12 protein-coding genes (1 of these 12 cut by a window edge) are annotated in these 15,862 nt (G+C 63.7%); 9 read left to right on the forward strand and 3 right to left on the reverse strand.

Annotation, left to right across the window (positions count from 1 at the left end):
- Positions 1-425 precede the first annotated feature (425 nt).
- The 8 genes from FJW04_RS06555 to FJW04_RS06590 all read left to right on the forward strand — a co-directional run bounded on the left by FJW04_RS06555 (position 426) and on the right by FJW04_RS06590 (position 12,171).
- Positions 426-1,679: an aspartate kinase gene (locus FJW04_RS06555; RefSeq protein ID WP_015315600.1), complete on the forward strand. Its 1,254-nt coding sequence runs from the start codon at positions 426-428 to the stop codon at positions 1,677-1,679.
- Between the two features lie 81 nt (positions 1,680-1,760).
- The gene (ptsP, locus tag FJW04_RS06560) at positions 1,761-4,031 is read left to right on the forward strand and encodes a phosphoenolpyruvate--protein phosphotransferase (RefSeq protein ID WP_015315601.1); all 2,271 of its coding nucleotides are present in this window, start codon (positions 1,761-1,763) and stop codon (positions 4,029-4,031) included.
- Between the two features lie 10 nt (positions 4,032-4,041).
- Positions 4,042-5,121, forward strand: coding sequence for a peptide chain release factor 1 (gene prfA / locus FJW04_RS06565; RefSeq protein ID WP_015315602.1), 1,080 nt, complete (start codon positions 4,042-4,044; stop codon positions 5,119-5,121).
- Positions 5,114-5,992, forward strand: coding sequence for a peptide chain release factor N(5)-glutamine methyltransferase (gene prmC, locus FJW04_RS06570; protein WP_140713105.1), 879 nt, complete (start codon positions 5,114-5,116; stop codon positions 5,990-5,992). The genes prfA and prmC overlap by 8 nt, the downstream gene beginning before the upstream one ends.
- A 304-nt stretch (positions 5,993-6,296) precedes the next feature.
- Complete coding sequence (locus FJW04_RS06575) at positions 6,297-7,289, forward strand: DUF4167 domain-containing protein (RefSeq protein ID WP_140713107.1); 993 nt, start codon at positions 6,297-6,299, stop codon at positions 7,287-7,289.
- Positions 7,290-7,507: 218 nt separating this feature from the next.
- Positions 7,508-10,114, forward strand: a complete 2,607-nt coding sequence (gene clpB, locus FJW04_RS06580) for an ATP-dependent chaperone ClpB (protein ID WP_140713109.1) — start codon at positions 7,508-7,510, stop codon at positions 10,112-10,114.
- 58 nt (positions 10,115-10,172) lie between these two features.
- Positions 10,173-10,538 (forward strand): MmcQ/YjbR family DNA-binding protein, encoded by a 366-nt coding sequence (locus tag FJW04_RS06585; RefSeq protein ID WP_140713111.1) that lies wholly within the window; start codon positions 10,173-10,175, stop codon positions 10,536-10,538.
- A 148-nt stretch (positions 10,539-10,686) separates the two neighbouring features.
- Entirely contained in the window at positions 10,687-12,171 is a 1,485-nt protein-coding gene (locus FJW04_RS06590) for a L,D-transpeptidase family protein (RefSeq protein ID WP_140713113.1), read from the forward strand.
- Positions 12,172-12,223: 52 nt separating this feature from the next.
- Here FJW04_RS06590 and FJW04_RS30215 read toward each other — a convergent pair whose 3' ends face one another.
- Together FJW04_RS30215 and FJW04_RS30220 are read right to left on the reverse strand one after the other, a co-directional pair.
- Complete coding sequence (locus FJW04_RS30215; protein WP_246673743.1) at positions 12,224-12,472, reverse strand: hypothetical protein; 249 nt, start codon at positions 12,470-12,472, stop codon at positions 12,224-12,226.
- Positions 12,469-12,855 carry a TMEM175 family protein gene (locus FJW04_RS30220; RefSeq protein WP_246673745.1) on the reverse strand — a complete coding sequence of 129 codons (387 nt, stop codon included), beginning with the start codon at positions 12,853-12,855 and terminating at the stop codon, positions 12,469-12,471. Before FJW04_RS30220 ends, FJW04_RS30215 begins: the two co-directional genes overlap by 4 nt.
- Before the next feature lie 254 nt (positions 12,856-13,109).
- Here FJW04_RS30220 and FJW04_RS06600 point away from each other — a divergent pair, with 254 nt between their 5' ends.
- Positions 13,110-14,675, forward strand: a complete 1,566-nt coding sequence (locus FJW04_RS06600) for an MFS transporter (protein ID WP_140713115.1) — start codon at positions 13,110-13,112, stop codon at positions 14,673-14,675.
- A gap of 3 nt (positions 14,676-14,678) precedes the next feature.
- Here the strand turns inward: FJW04_RS06600 and FJW04_RS06605 are convergent, their stop codons facing one another.
- Positions 14,679-15,862 carry the 3' portion of a M23 family metallopeptidase gene (locus tag FJW04_RS06605; RefSeq protein ID WP_181172892.1) on the reverse strand. 787 nt of this gene lie beyond the right edge of the window, so only the last 1,184 of its 1,971 coding nucleotides appear in the window; its start codon lies beyond the right edge, outside the window — the gene reads right to left on this strand; it ends in the stop codon at positions 14,679-14,681.

Consider the following 15,862-nt stretch of genomic DNA (forward strand, 5'->3'; position numbering starts at 1 on the left):
CGCTGACCACTCTGGGCCTCCTGCGCCAATGAAAGCAGCCCGGAAAGCTGCTCCTGGTACTCGATTGTCTCACGTGCGGCGGCACGATTGGCCCTTTGACTCTCGACGAGCACCGCACGGGTGCCGACGATCAGTGCCAGCACCGCAAAGCCCGCGACAAGCGGGAGCGATTGCAATCGCATGGCGCGCCGAAGCCGAGCAATCATCCGTTATGCCGAACCAAAAGCAATTTCCCGCAGGCAGCATTTGGTAAGCGGCGCCGGCCCGGAAGGCAATATGTCGTGCTGTTACGCAATCCGCCGTCAGCCTTGCGAAACTTTCCTCATTTGGCTATGGAGGCCGCGCATTCAGTGGCTGGCGGCAGCCGGACGCTGTTCTTCCATTTTCGGCCGCGAGCCGGCTCCAGTCAAAGGCATTTCGCTTCCATGGCGCGTATCGTGATGAAATTCGGCGGGACCTCCGTCGCCGACATCGCTCGCATCCGCAACGTGGCACGTCACGTCAAACGCGAGGTCGACGCCGGTCACGAAGTGGCTGTGGTGGTTTCGGCGATGGCCGGCAAGACCAACGAGCTGGTCGGCTGGACCCGCGAGGCCTCACCGATGCACGATGCACGTGAATATGATGCGGTCGTCGCTTCCGGCGAACAGGTCACGGCTGGCCTTCTCGCCATCACCTTGCAGAACATGGGCGTGCATGCGCGCTCCTGGCAGGGCTGGCAGATTCCGATCAAGACCGACAACGCGCATGGCGCGGCGCGCATCCTCGACATCGACGGCGCCTTCCTGGTCAAGCGCTTCGGCGAAGGCCAGGTGGCCGTCATCGCCGGTTTCCAGGGCATCGGGCCGGACAACCGCATCGCCACGCTCGGACGTGGCGGCTCCGATACCAGCGCCGTGGCGATCGCCGCCGCGGTCAAGGCCGACCGCTGCGACATCTACACCGACGTCGATGGGGTCTACACCACCGACCCGCGCATCGAGCCCAAAGCGCGGCGGCTGGCCAAGATATCGTTCGAGGAAATGCTTGAAATGGCCTCGCTCGGCGCCAAGGTTCTGCAGGTGCGTTCGGTCGAGCTTGCCATGGTGCACAGGGTGCGTACCTTCGTGCGGTCGTCCTTCGACGATCCCGATGCGCCCGGAATGGGGGATTTGCTCAATCCTCCGGGAACGCTCATTTGCGACGAGGAAGAGATCGTGGAACAGCAGGTCGTCACCGGAATTGCCTATGCCAAGGACGAGGCCCAGATTTCGCTGCGCCGCGTCGGCGACCGGCCGGGCGTCGCCGCCGGCATTTTCGGACCGCTGGCCGAGGCCAACATCAATGTCGACATGATCGTCCAGAACATTTCCGAGGACGGCAAGCTGACCGACATGACCTTCACCGTGCCGTCGGGCGATGTGGACAAGGCGCTGGCCGTGCTCGACCGGCTGAAAGCCGAGATCGGCTACGATGTCGTGCAGTCGGAAGCCGGCATGTCGAAGGTCTCGGTCATCGGCATCGGCATGCGGAGCCATGCCGGTGTCGCCGCCACCGCCTTCAAGGCGCTGGCCGACAAGGCGATCAACATCCGCGCCATCACCACGTCCGAGATCAAGATTTCGATACTGATCGACGGTCCCTATACGGAACTTGCGGTTCGCACTTTGCATTCCGTCTACGGTCTGGATAAGCAGTAGCAGGACTGAATCAGCTGTTGCGCACTTGCCGGGCGCGGCGGAAACTGCCCCGGCAAGAAGTCTATTGGAGAAGAAGCCGCGATGCGTGACACGGCCGTTGGCCCGCGCGTTTTGCTGAAACGGCTCCGCGAGCTCATGCAGGAGCCGCTGGAGCCGCAGGAGCGGCTCGACCGGATTGTGCGCGACATCGCCTCCAACATGGTCGCGGAAGTCTGCTCGCTCTACGTGCTGCGCGCCGATTCGGTGCTGGAGCTCTACGCCACCGAAGGTCTGAACCCGAACGCCGTCCACCTGGCGCAACTGCGGCTAGGGCAAGGCCTGGTCGGCACCATTGCCGCGAGTGCCAGGCCGCTCAACCTGTCCAACGCGCAAGAACACCCGGCCTTCGCCTACCTGCCGGAGACCGGGGAGGAGATCTACAATTCCTTCCTCGGCGTGCCGGTGCTCAGGGCAGGGCGCACGCTGGGCGTCCTGGTCGTCCAGAACAAGACCATGCGCCACTACCGCGACGACGAGGTCGAGGCGCTGGAAACCACGGCCATGGTCATCGCAGAGATGATCGCCACCGGCGATCTGGCGCGGCTGACCCGGCCAGGCCTCGAACTCGACCTGCGCCGGCCTGTCAGCTTCACCGGCCTGTCCTTCAACGATGGCGTCGGGCTCGGTCACGTCGTGCTGCACGAGCCGCGTATCGTCGTCACCAATTTGTTCAACGAGGACAGCGAGGAGGAGGTCCGGCGGCTCGAAGCCTCGCTTGGTTCTCTGCGGCTTTCCATCGACGACATGCTGGAGCGCCGCGATGTCGCCTTCGAGGGCGAGCATCGCCAGGTGCTGGAAGCCTACCGCATGTTCGCCAACGACCGGGGCTGGGTACGGCGCCTGGAAGAGGCGATCCGTAACGGCCTGACGGCCGAGGCGGCGGTCGAAAAAGTTCAGAGCGACATGCGCGCCCGCATGCTGCACATGACCGATCCCTATCTGCGCGAGCGGATGAGCGATTTCGACGATCTCGCCAACCGGCTGTTGCGCCAGCTGATGGGACGTGGGCCCGAGGATGTCGCGGCCTCGCTGCCCAAGGACGCCATCATCGTCGCCCGCTCGATGGGCGCTGCCGAACTGCTCGACTATCCTCGCGACAAGCTGCGCGGGCTGGTGCTGGAGGATGGCGCGGCGACCAGCCATGTCGTCATCGTCGCGCGCGCCATGGGCATTCCCGTCGCCGGACAGATGAAGGGCGCCGTTTCCATGGCGGAAAACGGCGATGCCATCATCGTCGACGGCGAGGAAGGCGCGATCCATCTGCGGCCGCAATCCGATCTTGAAGCCGCCTATGCCGAGAAGGTGCGGTTCCGGGCGCGCCGGCAGGAGGTCTACCGCGAACTGCGCAAGAAGCCGTCGACGACTCGGGACGGGGTCCAGGTCGACCTGCTGATGAATGCCGGGCTTGCCGTCGACCTGCCGCAGTTGGCGGAGGCGGGCGCCGCCGGCATCGGCCTGTTCCGCACGGAACTGCAATTCATGGTCGCGTCGACCTTTCCACGCGCCGAAGCCCAGGAAAAACTCTACCGCGACGTGCTCGAGGCAGCGCGCGGCAAGCCGGTCACCTTCCGCACCATCGACATTGGTGGCGACAAGGTGCTGCCCTATTTCAAGGGCGCGATCCAGGAAGAGAATCCGGCGCTCGGCTGGCGGGCGATCCGCCTGACGCTAGATCGGCCGGGCTTGCTGCGCACCCAGATCCGCGCCTTGCTCAAGGCCAGCGGCGGGCGCGAGCTCAAGCTGATGCTGCCGATGGTGACCGAGCTCGGCGAAATCGCCCAGGCGCGCGAAATCATCGACCGCGAGGTGCGGCATCTCTCACGCTTCGCCCATCACCTGCCGACCAGTCTCAAGTTGGGCGCCATGCTGGAAGTGCCGTCGCTGCTGTTCCAGCTCGACGAACTGATGAAGGCGGTCGACTTCGTCTCGGTCGGATCGAACGACCTGTTCCAGTTCGTCATGGCGGTCGACCGCGGCAACACGCAACTGGCCAACCGCTTCGATACGTTGTCGGCGCCGTTCCTGCGCGTGCTCAAGCAGATCGCCGACGCCGGCGCCCGCAATCATACGCCCGTCACCCTGTGCGGTGAACTCGCCGGCAAGCCGATCTCGGCGATGGCGTTGATCGGCCTCGGTTTTCGCTCGATCTCGATGTCGCCGGCCTCGATCGGTCCGGTCAAGGCCATGCTGACGGAGCTGCCGCTGGAGGAGCTGAAGGCTTTCTTCGACGACAATCTGATGGCGCCGGCGCAAGGGCTGCCGATGCGGGCATTGCTGCAGGCCTTCGCCGACGACCGCTCGATCCCGTTGTAGCACCCTCATCATGGTCAATTTGCCCCGCGATCGTATGGATCAAGTCGTCAAGCGTTTCGAGATGCTCGAAGCGCAGATGTCGGCCGGGCCGGCGCCGGATGCCTATGTGAGGATGGCATCGGAATATGCCGAGTTGCAGGAGATGGTGGCCAAGGTCAGGGAATTGCGCTCTGCCGAGCACGAGCAGGCCGACCTCGAAGCGATGCTCGCCGACAAGGGCACCGACGCCGAGATGCGGGCGCTTGCCGAGGCAGATCTGCCCGGCGTCGAGGAGCGCATCGAGACGCTGCAGAAAGACATCCAGATCCTGCTCCTGCCCAGGGATGCCGCCGACGACAAGAACGCCATTCTCGAAATCCGCGCCGGCACCGGCGGCGATGAGGCGGCACTCTTCGCCGGCGACCTGTTTCGCATGTATGAGCGCTATGCCGCCGAACGCGGCTGGCGGTTCGAAACGGTATCGGCCAGCGACGGCGATGCCGGGGGCTTCAAGGAAATCATCGCCACGATCTCCGGTAAAGGTGTGTTCGCCCATCTGAAATTCGAATCCGGGGTGCATCGCGTCCAGCGCGTGCCGGCCACCGAGGCCAGCGGGCGCATCCACACGTCAGCCGCCACAGTCGCCGTGCTGCCGGAAGCCGAAGAGGTCGACATCGACATCAGGGCCGAGGACATCCGCATCGACACGATGCGTGCCTCCGGGTCCGGCGGCCAGCACGTCAACACCACCGATTCCGCGGTCCGCATCACCCATCTGCCGACCGGCATCATGGTGGTGCAGGCGGAGAAGTCGCAGCACCAGAACCGGGCCAAGGCCATGCAGATCCTGCGCGCCCGGCTCTATGACATGGAGCGCAGCAAGGCGGATGAGGAGCGTTCCGAGTCGCGCAAGTCGCAGGTCGGTTCCGGCGACCGCTCCGAGCGCATCCGCACCTACAATTTTCCGCAGGGCCGGGTCACTGATCATCGCATCAACCTGACGCTCTACAAACTCGACCGGGTGATGATGGGTGAACTCGACGAAATCGTCGACGCGCTGATCGCCGATCATCAGTCGAAGCTGCTGGCCGATATCGGCATCGATGGCTGACCATCCGCCCGCGGCGCTGGGGCCGCTGCTGCGGGACGCGCGGACCCGGCTTGCCGCAGCCGGCATCGATGATCCCGCGCTCGATGCGCGGCTGATCGTCGAGCACTATTCCGGCACGACGCGCACCCAGGCGATCGCCGACCCGGAGTGCAAGATCGACGGGAACGCCATCGCCGCGATCGACGGCGCCTTGAGACGGCGAGCCCGTGGCGAGCCGGTGCATCGCATCCTCGGCTATCGCGAGTTCTACGGTTTGCGCTTGTCGCTGTCGCCGGAGACGCTGGAGCCGCGACCGGACACCGAAACGCTGGTCGAGGCGGTGCTGCCCTTCGTCAAGGCAATAGCCACGCGGGAGGGCACATGCCGCATCCTCGATCTCGGCACCGGAACGGGCGCGATCGCCCTGGCGCTGCTGAGCGTCGTGCCGGCCGCGACCGCCACCGGTGTCGACATCTCCGCCGGCGCTCTGGCCACGGCGGCCCGCAATGCCGGGCAATTCGGCCTCGGCGGCCGGTTCACGGCGGTTCAGTCAGACTGGTTTAAAAAAGTTTCCGGCCGGTACCATGTAATTGCCGCAAACCCTCCCTATATACCAACACAAGAGATTCGAAATCTGCAGGACGAAGTCCGCGATTTCGACCCGCGCCTTGCCCTTGATGGCGGTGTGGATGGGCTGAACCCCTACAGGATCATCGCCGCCGAGGCGGCAAGGTTTCTGGAAGCCGAAGGCAGGATTGCGGTCGAGATCGGCCACACGCAAAGCAACGAAGTCAACGATATATTTCGCGCAGCCGGTTACGCGGCTGGCGAGGTTTTTAGCGATCTCGGCGGAAACGACAGGGTTCTTGTTTTTCAACGAGCAACGTCTTGACGCAGTGCAAAAAAAGCGCTTGGCAATACCGGGGAATGCGGCTAGGGTCGCCTAACCGGATGAGACGAAGCAGGCAGTGCTCTTAGCGATTCGGTTTTTCCTTGGAAATAGCTGCCTTCTTGCGCAAACGACGCCCAAGCTTCGTGCGGGAATCGTCCGGCAAGTGATGTAGCCGGAAACAGGATGACACGTGGCGCCAACGCAATCGATGCGGGCGAACGCCGGTGAAGAAACGAAACGGCTGGCTGCATGAGCGCCTCCGTTCGTGAAGAGTTTTTCAAAATTTCAAGATGAAGAGAGTCGAATGAGGCCACAACAGCAGAACAGGCGCATGCGCGGTCGCAACAACAATGGCGGCGGCGGTGGCAATAACAATAACAACAACAATAACAACAACCGCAAGGGGCCGAATCCGCTTACGCGCAATTACGAGAGCAACGGCCCGGACGTGAAAATCCGTGGATCGGCTCAGCAGATTGCCGAAAAATACGCCACGCTTGCCCGTGACTCGCACAGCTCCGGCGACCGGGTGATGGCGGAGAACTACCTCCAGCACGCTGAACACTACAATCGCATTATTGCCGCCGCGCAGGCGCAGATGCCGATCCAGAACGTCCAGCAGGCACGCGACGAGTTCGACGAGGACGGCGATGACGATCGCGACGAGTTCGACAATGCCGGCAGTGGAGCCGGCAACAGTGGGGCGGGCAATAGCAGCGGCAATGCCGGTTCCGATCCACAGCTTCCCGTAATCAACCATGGCGCAGGTCCGCAGCCGGTGATCGAGGGCATGCCGGCGGAGGTTGCGCTGAACCGGGAAAACGGTCGCGACAATCGCGACAACAGCGGGCGCGACAACAGCGGGCGCGACAATAACGGTCGCAACAATGGCGGCCGCGACAACGGTGGCGGGCGCCATCGCGATCGCCGCCCCAATGGCGGCTACGGCCAGCGCGACTACGCTTCACCCGAACAGGGCGGACAGCAACAGCGCAACGAGGCCCCGGGGCAGACGGAAGTCCAGGCAGAGGCCGCTTCGCCGCCCGAGACGGTCGCGGCGGCCGAGCTGGCTCCACGGTTCGAGAATTTTTCACCGGCAGGTCTGGCCGCCCAGGCCGAACTCAATGAGGCGGCCGCCGAAAGCGGTGCTGCCCGCCGTCCACGGCGTCCGCGCCGTCCGCGCACCAATGCCGATCAGGTCGAGAGCGGCAGCGAAAATGGGGACGCGGCCGAGACAGCGGCGGCTCCGGCCGACAGCGGCGGTGCCGAACCCGTGGTTTCCGACATCGACAACTGAGCGAACGGCATTCAAGGCCTTGAGCGGCGGAGAGAAATCTCCGCCGTTTTCGTTTGGGCTGACGTGGAATATTATGCACCTGCCATATTGCGACACCTTGAGGGGCAAGGGTCCATGCACCATATCTGGCCTGAACAGGATCCGGCTCGAATGGGCGGGTCCGTCACCGCAATCTGATCCGGTGCCGCAAAGCGGGCCGGTGATGGAAGGAGACAAATATGAACCTTGAGAAATACTCGGAGCGCGTGCGCGGCTTTATCCAGTCCGCGCAGACCATGGCGCTCTCGCGCAACCACCAGCAATTCACCCCCGAACACATTCTGAAAGTCCTCGTCGACGATGACGAAGGCTTGGCCGCGTCGTTGATCGAGCGCGCCGGCGGCAATGTCCGCGATGTCAAGCTCGGCGTCGAGACGGCGCTCGAGGCGATGCCCAAGGTGGAGGGCGGCAATGGCCAGCTTTATCTGGCGCAGCCGCTGGCCAAGGTGTTCTCGACCGCCGAAGAACTGGCCAAGAAGGCCGGCGACAGCTTTGTCACCGTCGAGCGGCTGCTGCAGGCGCTTGCCATGGAGAAATCGGCCAAGACCGCCGAAATCCTGGCCAAGGCCGGCGTCACCGCGCAGGCGCTGAACCAGGTCATCAACGACGTCCGCAAGGGCCGCACCGCCGATTCGGCGAGTGCCGAACAGGGCTATGACGCGCTGAAGAAATACGCACGCGACCTCACCGCGGACGCACGCGCGGGCAAGCTCGACCCCGTGATTGGCCGCGACGACGAGATTCGACGCACCATCCAGGTGCTGTCGCGCCGCACCAAGAACAACCCGGTGCTGATCGGCGAGCCGGGCGTCGGCAAGACGGCGATCGCCGAAGGGCTGGCGCTGCGCATCGTCAATGGCGACGTGCCGGAATCGCTGAAGGACAAGCAGTTGATGGCGCTCGACATGGGCGCGCTGATTGCCGGTGCCAAATATCGCGGCGAATTCGAGGAGCGGCTGAAGGCTGTGCTTTCGGAAGTCACTTCGGCCAGTGGCAACATCATCCTGTTCATTGATGAGATGCACACGCTGGTCGGCGCCGGCAAGGCCGATGGCGCCATGGACGCGTCGAATCTCCTGAAGCCGGCGCTGGCGCGCGGCGAACTGCACTGCGTCGGCGCCACCACGCTGGATGAATACAGGAAGCATGTCGAGAAGGATCCCGCCCTTGCCCGCCGTTTCCAGCCCGTCTTCGTCGACGAGCCGACAGTGGAGGACACGGTCTCGATCCTGCGCGGCCTGAAGGAGAAATACGAGCAGCACCACAAGGTGCGTATCTCCGATTCGGCACTGGTGGCGGCGGCGACATTGTCCAACCGCTACATCGCCGACCGCTTCCTGCCGGACAAGGCGATCGACCTCGTCGACGAAGCCGCCTCGCGGCTCAGGATGCAGGTCGATTCCAAGCCCGAAGCGCTGGACGAGATCGACCGCCGCATCATGCAGCTCAAGATTGAACGCGAAGCGTTGAAGGTCGAGACGGACGATGCCTCGAAGGACCGGCTCGCCCGCCTGGAAAAGGAACTTGTCGGCCTGGAAGAGGAATCGACAGAGATCACCGCGAAGTGGCAGGCCGAGAAGCAGAAGCTCGGGCTAGCGGCCGACTTGAAGAAGCAGCTCGACGAAGCGCGCAACGACCTTGCCATTGCCCAGCGCAAGGGTGAGTTCCAGCGCGCCGGCGAGCTTGCCTATGGCAAGATCCCGGAATTGGAAAAGAAGCTGAAGGAGGCCGAAGCCCAGGACGGCAAGGCCGGCATGGTCGAGGAAGTGGTCACGCCCGACCACGTCGCCCATATCGTGTCGCGCTGGACCGGCATTCCGGTCGACAAGATGCTGCAGGGCGAGCGTGACAAGCTGCTGCGCATGGAAGACGAGATCGGCAAGCGTGTCGTCGGCCAGGGCGAAGCGGTGCAGGCCGTTTCCAAGGCTGTGCGGCGTGCCCGTGCGGGCCTTCAGGATCCGAACCGGCCGATCGGCTCGTTCATGTTCCTCGGGCCTACCGGCGTCGGCAAGACGGAACTGACCAAGGCTTTGGCCAATTTCCTGTTCGACGATGAGACGGCGCTGGCGCGCATCGACATGTCTGAATACATGGAGAAGCACTCCGTCGCCCGGCTGATCGGCGCGCCTCCCGGCTATGTCGGCTATGAGGAAGGCGGTGCGCTGACCGAAGCGGTGCGGCGCCGGCCCTATCAGGTCGTGCTGTTCGACGAGATCGAAAAGGCGCATCCGGATGTCTTCAACGTGCTGTTGCAGGTGCTCGATGACGGCCGGCTCACCGACGGGCAGGGCCGCACCGTCGACTTCCGCAACACACTGATCATCATGACGTCTAATTTGGGCGCCGAATATCTCGTCAATCTCGGCGAGGATCAGGATGTCGATGCCGTACGAGACGAAGTGATGGGCGTGGTCAGGGCATCGTTCCGGCCGGAGTTCCTCAATCGCGTCGACGAGGTGATCCTGTTCCACCGGCTGCGCCGCAAGGACATGGACCGTATCGTCGAGATCCAGCTCAAGCGGCTCGAGAGCCTGCTGACGGATCGCAAGATCACGCTGTCGCTGGATCCCGAGGCGATCGAGTGGCTGGCGGCCAAGGGTTACGACCCCGCTTATGGTGCCCGGCCGCTGAAGCGGGTGATGCAGAAGGAACTGCAGGATCCGCTGGCGGAAAAGATCCTGCTCGGCGAGATCCTGGACGGCTCGACTGTCAAGGTCACGGCCGGTTCCGACCGGCTGAATTTCCGCTCCAAGCCGGCGATCGTCGCGGCCGAGGTCGCGGCCTGATTCAAACGCCGCGCGTCCACCGGACGCGCGGCGTTTTCATGCAATTGGCGGGGGATTGATGACGCTGGACGACTACAACGGCTTCTGCGCTTCGCTGCCTGCAACGAACCACGTGGTGCAATGGGGCGGCGCCCATGTCTGGAAGGTCGGGACCAAGGTGTTTGCGATCGGTGGCTGGGATCAGGGTCGGCAGCTCTTCGTCACCTTCAAATGCTCCGACATCGCCTATGACGTGCTCAAGGAGCAGCCGGGCCTGCGCTCCGCGCCCTATCTTGCCTCCCGCGGCATGAAGTGGATCCAGCGTCAGACAAGCCAGAGCATGGATGATGGTGCGCTGGAGGACTATCTGCGCGAGAGCCACCGCCTTGTTGCCCTTAAGCTGACGAAGCAGGCGCGCAAGGAATTGGGGCTTGGCGCAAGCTAGCCAATATTCCCCGAGGCGCCGGAAAACCGCCATCTTCATGCCCGGTTCATGTTGGAACCATATGGTGGGTAACTGGTTTGCTGGCGAAGGGTTCGCCGAACTGAACAATGCCGGGCGGCGGCACATACGGACCGGAGAGTTTCGCACGATGCTGCGCAGTATCTTTACCCTTTCGGCGCTTGCCGCGGGACTGGTGTTTTCCAATGCGTTCGCCGCGCCGACGCATGACGGTGCCGCCCAGCCTGTCCGCACGTCCGGGAGCGGCGGCATTCTGCTCGCGCAGGACGGCAATCTCGACATTTATTACGATGCCAGGGGCAATCGCGTCATCGTCGATTCGGACACCGGCAAGGTGATCGCCATCCAGCCGCCACAGACACGGCTCGACCGGCGGGCGCTGCGCCGAGAGAGCCGGATGCGCGAACTTGGCCGCGCACCCGCCGACGATGACCGTTACTATCTCGACGATCCCCAGGACATGGCCCGCTTCCGCCGCAGACAGCTGGAAGAGGAAGGCCGGGTCATTCCACCGCCCGCCGACGAATACGATCCTGACGGAAATGGTTCAGTCGATGCCTATCCGCCGGCACCGCAGGACGACGGCAGCTACGACAACAATTATCCCGACGCGCCGCAGCCGGGTACAATCAAGCGCCAACCGCTGAACGAGGCGTCGATAGACCCCGTCCGGCCGGCAGACCCGACGGACCAGGCAGCGCCCTCCGACCAGGCGGCATCGCCGCCAAAGGCCGGCGGCAAGACGTCGGTCGACCCGTCGCTTTCGTTGGGCGCACGCCAGGATGTCGCGGCGCTGCAGGTGCTGCTCGACCGGGGCGGGGCTTCGCCTGGCGTCATCGACGGGCGCTTCGGTTCGAATGTCGACAAGGCGCTGGCGGCCTACAATCAGATCAACGGCAGCAGCCTCAAATCGACCGATTCGGTCGGCATCCAGGCCGCATTGTCGCAGTCCGGTGGCGACGCGTTCGCCAACTACACCATCACCGCGGAGGATGCGGCCGGCCCCTATGTCGCGTCGATCCCGGAAGACTACAGCCAGAAGGCGCAACTCGACCGCATGGGCTTCACCTCCGTCACCGAGGCGCTGGCCGAGCGCTTCCACATGGACGAGAACTATCTCAAGGCGCTCAATCCGGACGCCAACTTCAATCGTCCGGGCACGATCATCAAGGTCGCGAATTTCGGCAAACTGGTTTCTACCCCGGTTGCCCGCATCGTCGCCGACAAGGGCAAGAAGGAAGTCTTTGCCTATGACGGGTCGGGCAAGCTGGTCGCGGCCTACCCCGCCACCATCGGCTCGTCGGACACGCCGTCCCCGACCGGCATCCATGCCGTGTCGCGTGTCGCGCTCGATCCGAACTACACCTACAACCCCAACATCAACTTCAAGCAGGGCGAGAACAACAAGATCCTGACCATTCCGCCTGGGCCGAATGGCCCGGTCGGATCGGTGTGGATCGCCCTGGACAAGCCGACTTACGGCATCCACGGCACGCCGGAGCCCTCGAAGATAGGCAAGACCGAGAGCCATGGCTGCGTGCGCCTGACCAATTGGGACGCGCGTGAATTGGCCAAGCTGGTCTCGCCGGGCGTGCCGGTGGAGTTCGTCGAGTAGGGTATGTCAGTGTTCAGGCGATGCCGGCCTGACCTGAATCTCAACATAAATCTCAACCAATGATCCCGCGCACCCACTTCACATTCGGCGTTGCCGCGTAGATCAACTGCACCACCAGAATGAAGCCGACGCTCGCCAACGGGGTGATCAGGCAAAATGCGGCGCCGACGGCCCACAAGACCTGCGCCTTGACGATGCGCAGGTAGACCGTGCGTTTCGTTTCCGCGTCGACGTCCTCCGCGACAAGGCCGCTTTTCTCCGCATACCGCCAGCTGACGAACAGCGTGATGCCGAGCATCAAGAGGTTGAGCCAGTAAACCAGCACCGCGGTCCTGAATTCCAGAAAATCGGCCAGAAGGTCGGTCGAGAACGGCAAGAGCGCGATGAAGGCGAGAAGCAGAGGTTCAGCGTGGCCAGCCGTCTGTCGGATTTGGCGATCAGACCATGCTGGGCCTGCTGGCCGAACCAGAAGATGGTCAGGGTCAGAAAGCTCAAGGCATAGGTGAGGAAGCGTGGCGCGAGTGCCGCGATGGCGGCGAGCAGATCATGTTCGGAGTGGATCGCCTCATGCGCCGGCACCCTGATCTCGAGCACGATCAGGGTGAGCGCGATTGCGAACACGCCATCGGTGATACCGACAATACGGCCGCGCCCCTCAACCGATGCTTCGAGCGGACGCTTCATCGATTTCTCCTGCCTGCGGGTCCTGGAAAACCTAAAGCGCGTCTCGTCGAAACGGATTCCTGCGACACGCTTTAAATCTTGCCTGATGCATGTCGTTGTCGCAAAAGCCGAGGTCACTTTTGCGCGACATGCATTAGCATGACTGCCGCGGTTTGCATCGGGGCAGATGCGATCCCTGGCAATATGGCTGGTTTCAAGGACAACAAGCCGCTGGCCGGTTGTTGCCGCCGCGCCGACGGTCTAATGAGGGTGACATGCATGCGCCCAATCAAGCCGCCGCCGTTCCGCTGACCGCTCCGGTCGCGAATGGCACGTTCTGCCCGCAATCGCAGCGGCGTTATGTGTTGATCGCGGCGATCCTGGCCTCGGCACTCGGCTTCATCGACGGATCGATCCTGGCGATCGCCATGCCGGCGATCCGCGTCGACCTCGGCGCCAGCCTTGCCGAGGCGCAGTGGATTTCCAATGCCTATGCGCTGACACTCTCAGCGCTGATCCTTGCCGGCGGTGCCGCAGGCGATCGGTTCGGGCTGCGCCATGCTTTCGTGGCCGGCATTGCGCTGTTCGTCGTGACCTCGCTTGCCTGTGCGCTGGCGCCGAACGCTGTCGTGCTGATCGCATTTCGCGCGCTCCAGGGCATCGGCGCCGCGATCATGGTGCCGGGCAGTCTCGCCATTATCGCCAAGGCCTATCCGAAGAAGGAACGCGGCAGGGCGATCGGCATCTGGGCGGCGGCCTCGGCGCTGACCACCGCTCTCGGCCCCGTGCTCGGCGGCCTGGTGCTCTCGGCTTTCGGCGGCGGCATCTGGCGGGCGATCTTTGCCGTCAATCTGCCGCTCGGCCTGATCTCGATCTATCTGCTGCTCGCCAAGATTCCGGCCGATGCGCCGACGGAGAAACGCAGCCTTGACCTTGCCGGCGGGGCGCTTGCGACGCTGGCCTTCGGCGCGCTCGCCTATGGACTGACTTCAATGAGCGCCAGCGGCGAGAGCCATATGGCCGGTCCAAGCATTGCCGCCGGCGCCGTGCTGCTTGTCGTCTTCATCCTGTTCGAGCGGCGGCAGCGCGAGCCGATGATAGATCTCAGCCTGTTTCGCATCGGTGCTTTCGCCGGCGCCAACGTCGCGACGTTCTTTCTCTATTTCGCACTGTCAGCCAATCTTTTTTATCTGCCGATGCTGCTGATCGCAGGCTGGGGGCTGAGCACCGCCGAGGTCGGCTTCATCTTCCTGCCGCTGTCGGCGGCGATCGCGCTTCTGTCGGGACCCGTCGGCAAGCTGTCGGACCGGATCGGGCCCCGTTTTCCCATTGCCTGCGGCAGCCTGATCGTGGCGGTTGCCTTCGCCGGGCTGGCCTTGCTCGCCTATGCCGGCTTTCACCATTTCTGGACCGGCATCTTCCCCTTGATGGCGCTGATGGGGCTCGGCATGGCGTTGGTCGTATCGCCATTGTCCACCGCGATCATGACGGCGGTGGAAGACAAGGACACCGGCGCGGCTTCCGGCATCAACAACGCCGTCTCACGCATCGGCGGTTTGATCGCGGTGGCGGCGATGGGATCGCTCGCTGCCTGGATTTACGCCAATGGCCTGGAGGTAAATGCCGCGCCCGGCGTGCCTGGCTTCGGCGAACCGCCACCGGCAGGACTTTCGCCGGCACTCGATGCGGCGAGGATCGCCGCCAGCGACGCGGCCTTTTCCGCCGTCTCCTTGGTGACGGCGCTGCTATGCCTGCTTTCCGCTGTCATTGCCTGGATGACGATTTCGGGCGAAGCGCTGCCGTGGTCGCGGCGTGCCGAACCTCTGCAGGACGAAGGCTGAGTCTCAGCCTTCGATCTTGGCGCTGGCGACCTTAAGCGAATTGCCATCTTCCTGTTTCAGCAGATCGTCGATGCGCTCGCGCTCGCGCTTGAAGGCGACGAGATCGTCGCCCTTCAGCACCTTGCCGACCGGTAGACGGACGCGCATCGGATCGACTTTGGTGCCATTGACGATCAACTCGTAGTGCAGGTGCGGGCCTGTGGCGAGGCCGGTCTGGCCGAGATAGCCGATGGTCTGGCCCTGGCGCACGTGCATGCCCGGCTCCATACCTTTGGCAAAGGCACTCTGGTGATTGTACGAGGTCTCGTAGCCATTGGCATGGCGAATGATGATCTGCTTGCCATAGCCGCCGGCCCAGCCGACCTTCTCGATGACGCCATTGCCGGCGGCGATGATCGGTGTGCCGATCGGGGCTGCCCAGTCGACGCCTGTGTGCATGCGGACATAGCCGAGGATCGGATGCTTGCGGGCGCCGAAGCCGGAGCGGAACTTTCCGGCGGGCAGCGGATTGCGCAGCAGGAACTGCTGGGCGCTCGAGCCGTCTTCGTCGAAATAGTCCGTGCTGCCATCCTGCATCTGGAAGCGGTAGAAATTGCGCGTCGTGCCGCCGAAGGTCGCCGAGACATAGAGAAGCTCGGAATTGTCCGAGGTCTGGTCGTCGCCATCAGGCTGCGAGAACAGCACTTCAAGGCGGTCGGAGGGATTGAGGCGGGACTGGAAATCGACATCGGATGCCAGGAGCTTGATCAGCCGCTGGGTCATCGCCTTGGACATGCCGTAGGAATAGGCGGCGCGGTAGATGCCGTCATAGACGTTGGGCAGATTGCCGCGCACCACTACCGGCGCCGACGAATCGTCGAATGCGGTCAGCAATTCGGGATTGGGCTCGGGCTCCTGGGCCGGCACGTACTGGCCGCGGTCGTCGAGCGCGATGGTGACGATATGCGTGGTCTTGTCATAGACGCTTGTGCGCACGACCTTGGCGGCATCGCCGTGGACCTCGAGGCCAACACGCAGCACGGTACCTGCCTTGAGCGCCGGCGCGTTGAGCAACTTGGCGATCGCTTCGGCCATGCCGGTGGCATCATCGCCCGTGTAGCCCGAATCGGCGAAAGCCTCCGTGAGGTCGGTGTCTTTGGTGAAGGGGATGATTTCCTCGGCGAAAGCCGGTGCTTGGTCGTCCGCGT

It is taken from the genome of Mesorhizobium sp. B2-7-3, assembly GCF_006440715.1.
GTDB classification, from domain to species: domain Bacteria; phylum Pseudomonadota; class Alphaproteobacteria; order Rhizobiales; family Rhizobiaceae; genus Mesorhizobium; species Mesorhizobium australicum.

Bases quoted from the DNA above. Each gene is read 5' to 3' on its own strand.
- FJW04_RS06600 (WP_140713115.1), top strand. From the start codon at position 13,110: ATGCATGCGCCCAATCAAGCCGCCGCCGTTCCGCTGACCGCTCCGGTC.
- clpB (WP_140713109.1), top strand. From the start codon at position 7,508: ATGAACCTTGAGAAATACTCGGAGCGCGTGCGCGGCTTTATCCAGTCC.
- FJW04_RS06585 (WP_140713111.1), top strand. From the start codon at position 10,173: ATGACGCTGGACGACTACAACGGCTTCTGCGCTTCGCTGCCTGCAACG.
- prfA (WP_015315602.1), top strand. From the start codon at position 4,042: ATGGTCAATTTGCCCCGCGATCGTATGGATCAAGTCGTCAAGCGTTTC.
- FJW04_RS06575 (WP_140713107.1), top strand. From the start codon at position 6,297: ATGAGGCCACAACAGCAGAACAGGCGCATGCGCGGTCGCAACAACAAT.
- FJW04_RS06590 (WP_140713113.1), top strand. From the start codon at position 10,687: ATGCTGCGCAGTATCTTTACCCTTTCGGCGCTTGCCGCGGGACTGGTG.
- prmC (WP_140713105.1), top strand. From the start codon at position 5,114: ATGGCTGACCATCCGCCCGCGGCGCTGGGGCCGCTGCTGCGGGACGCG.
- FJW04_RS06555 (WP_015315600.1), top strand. From the start codon at position 426: ATGGCGCGTATCGTGATGAAATTCGGCGGGACCTCCGTCGCCGACATC.
- FJW04_RS30220 (WP_246673745.1), bottom strand. From the start codon at position 12,855: ATGAAGCGTCCGCTCGAAGCATCGGTTGAGGGGCGCGGCCGTATTGTC.
- ptsP (WP_015315601.1), top strand. From the start codon at position 1,761: ATGCGTGACACGGCCGTTGGCCCGCGCGTTTTGCTGAAACGGCTCCGC.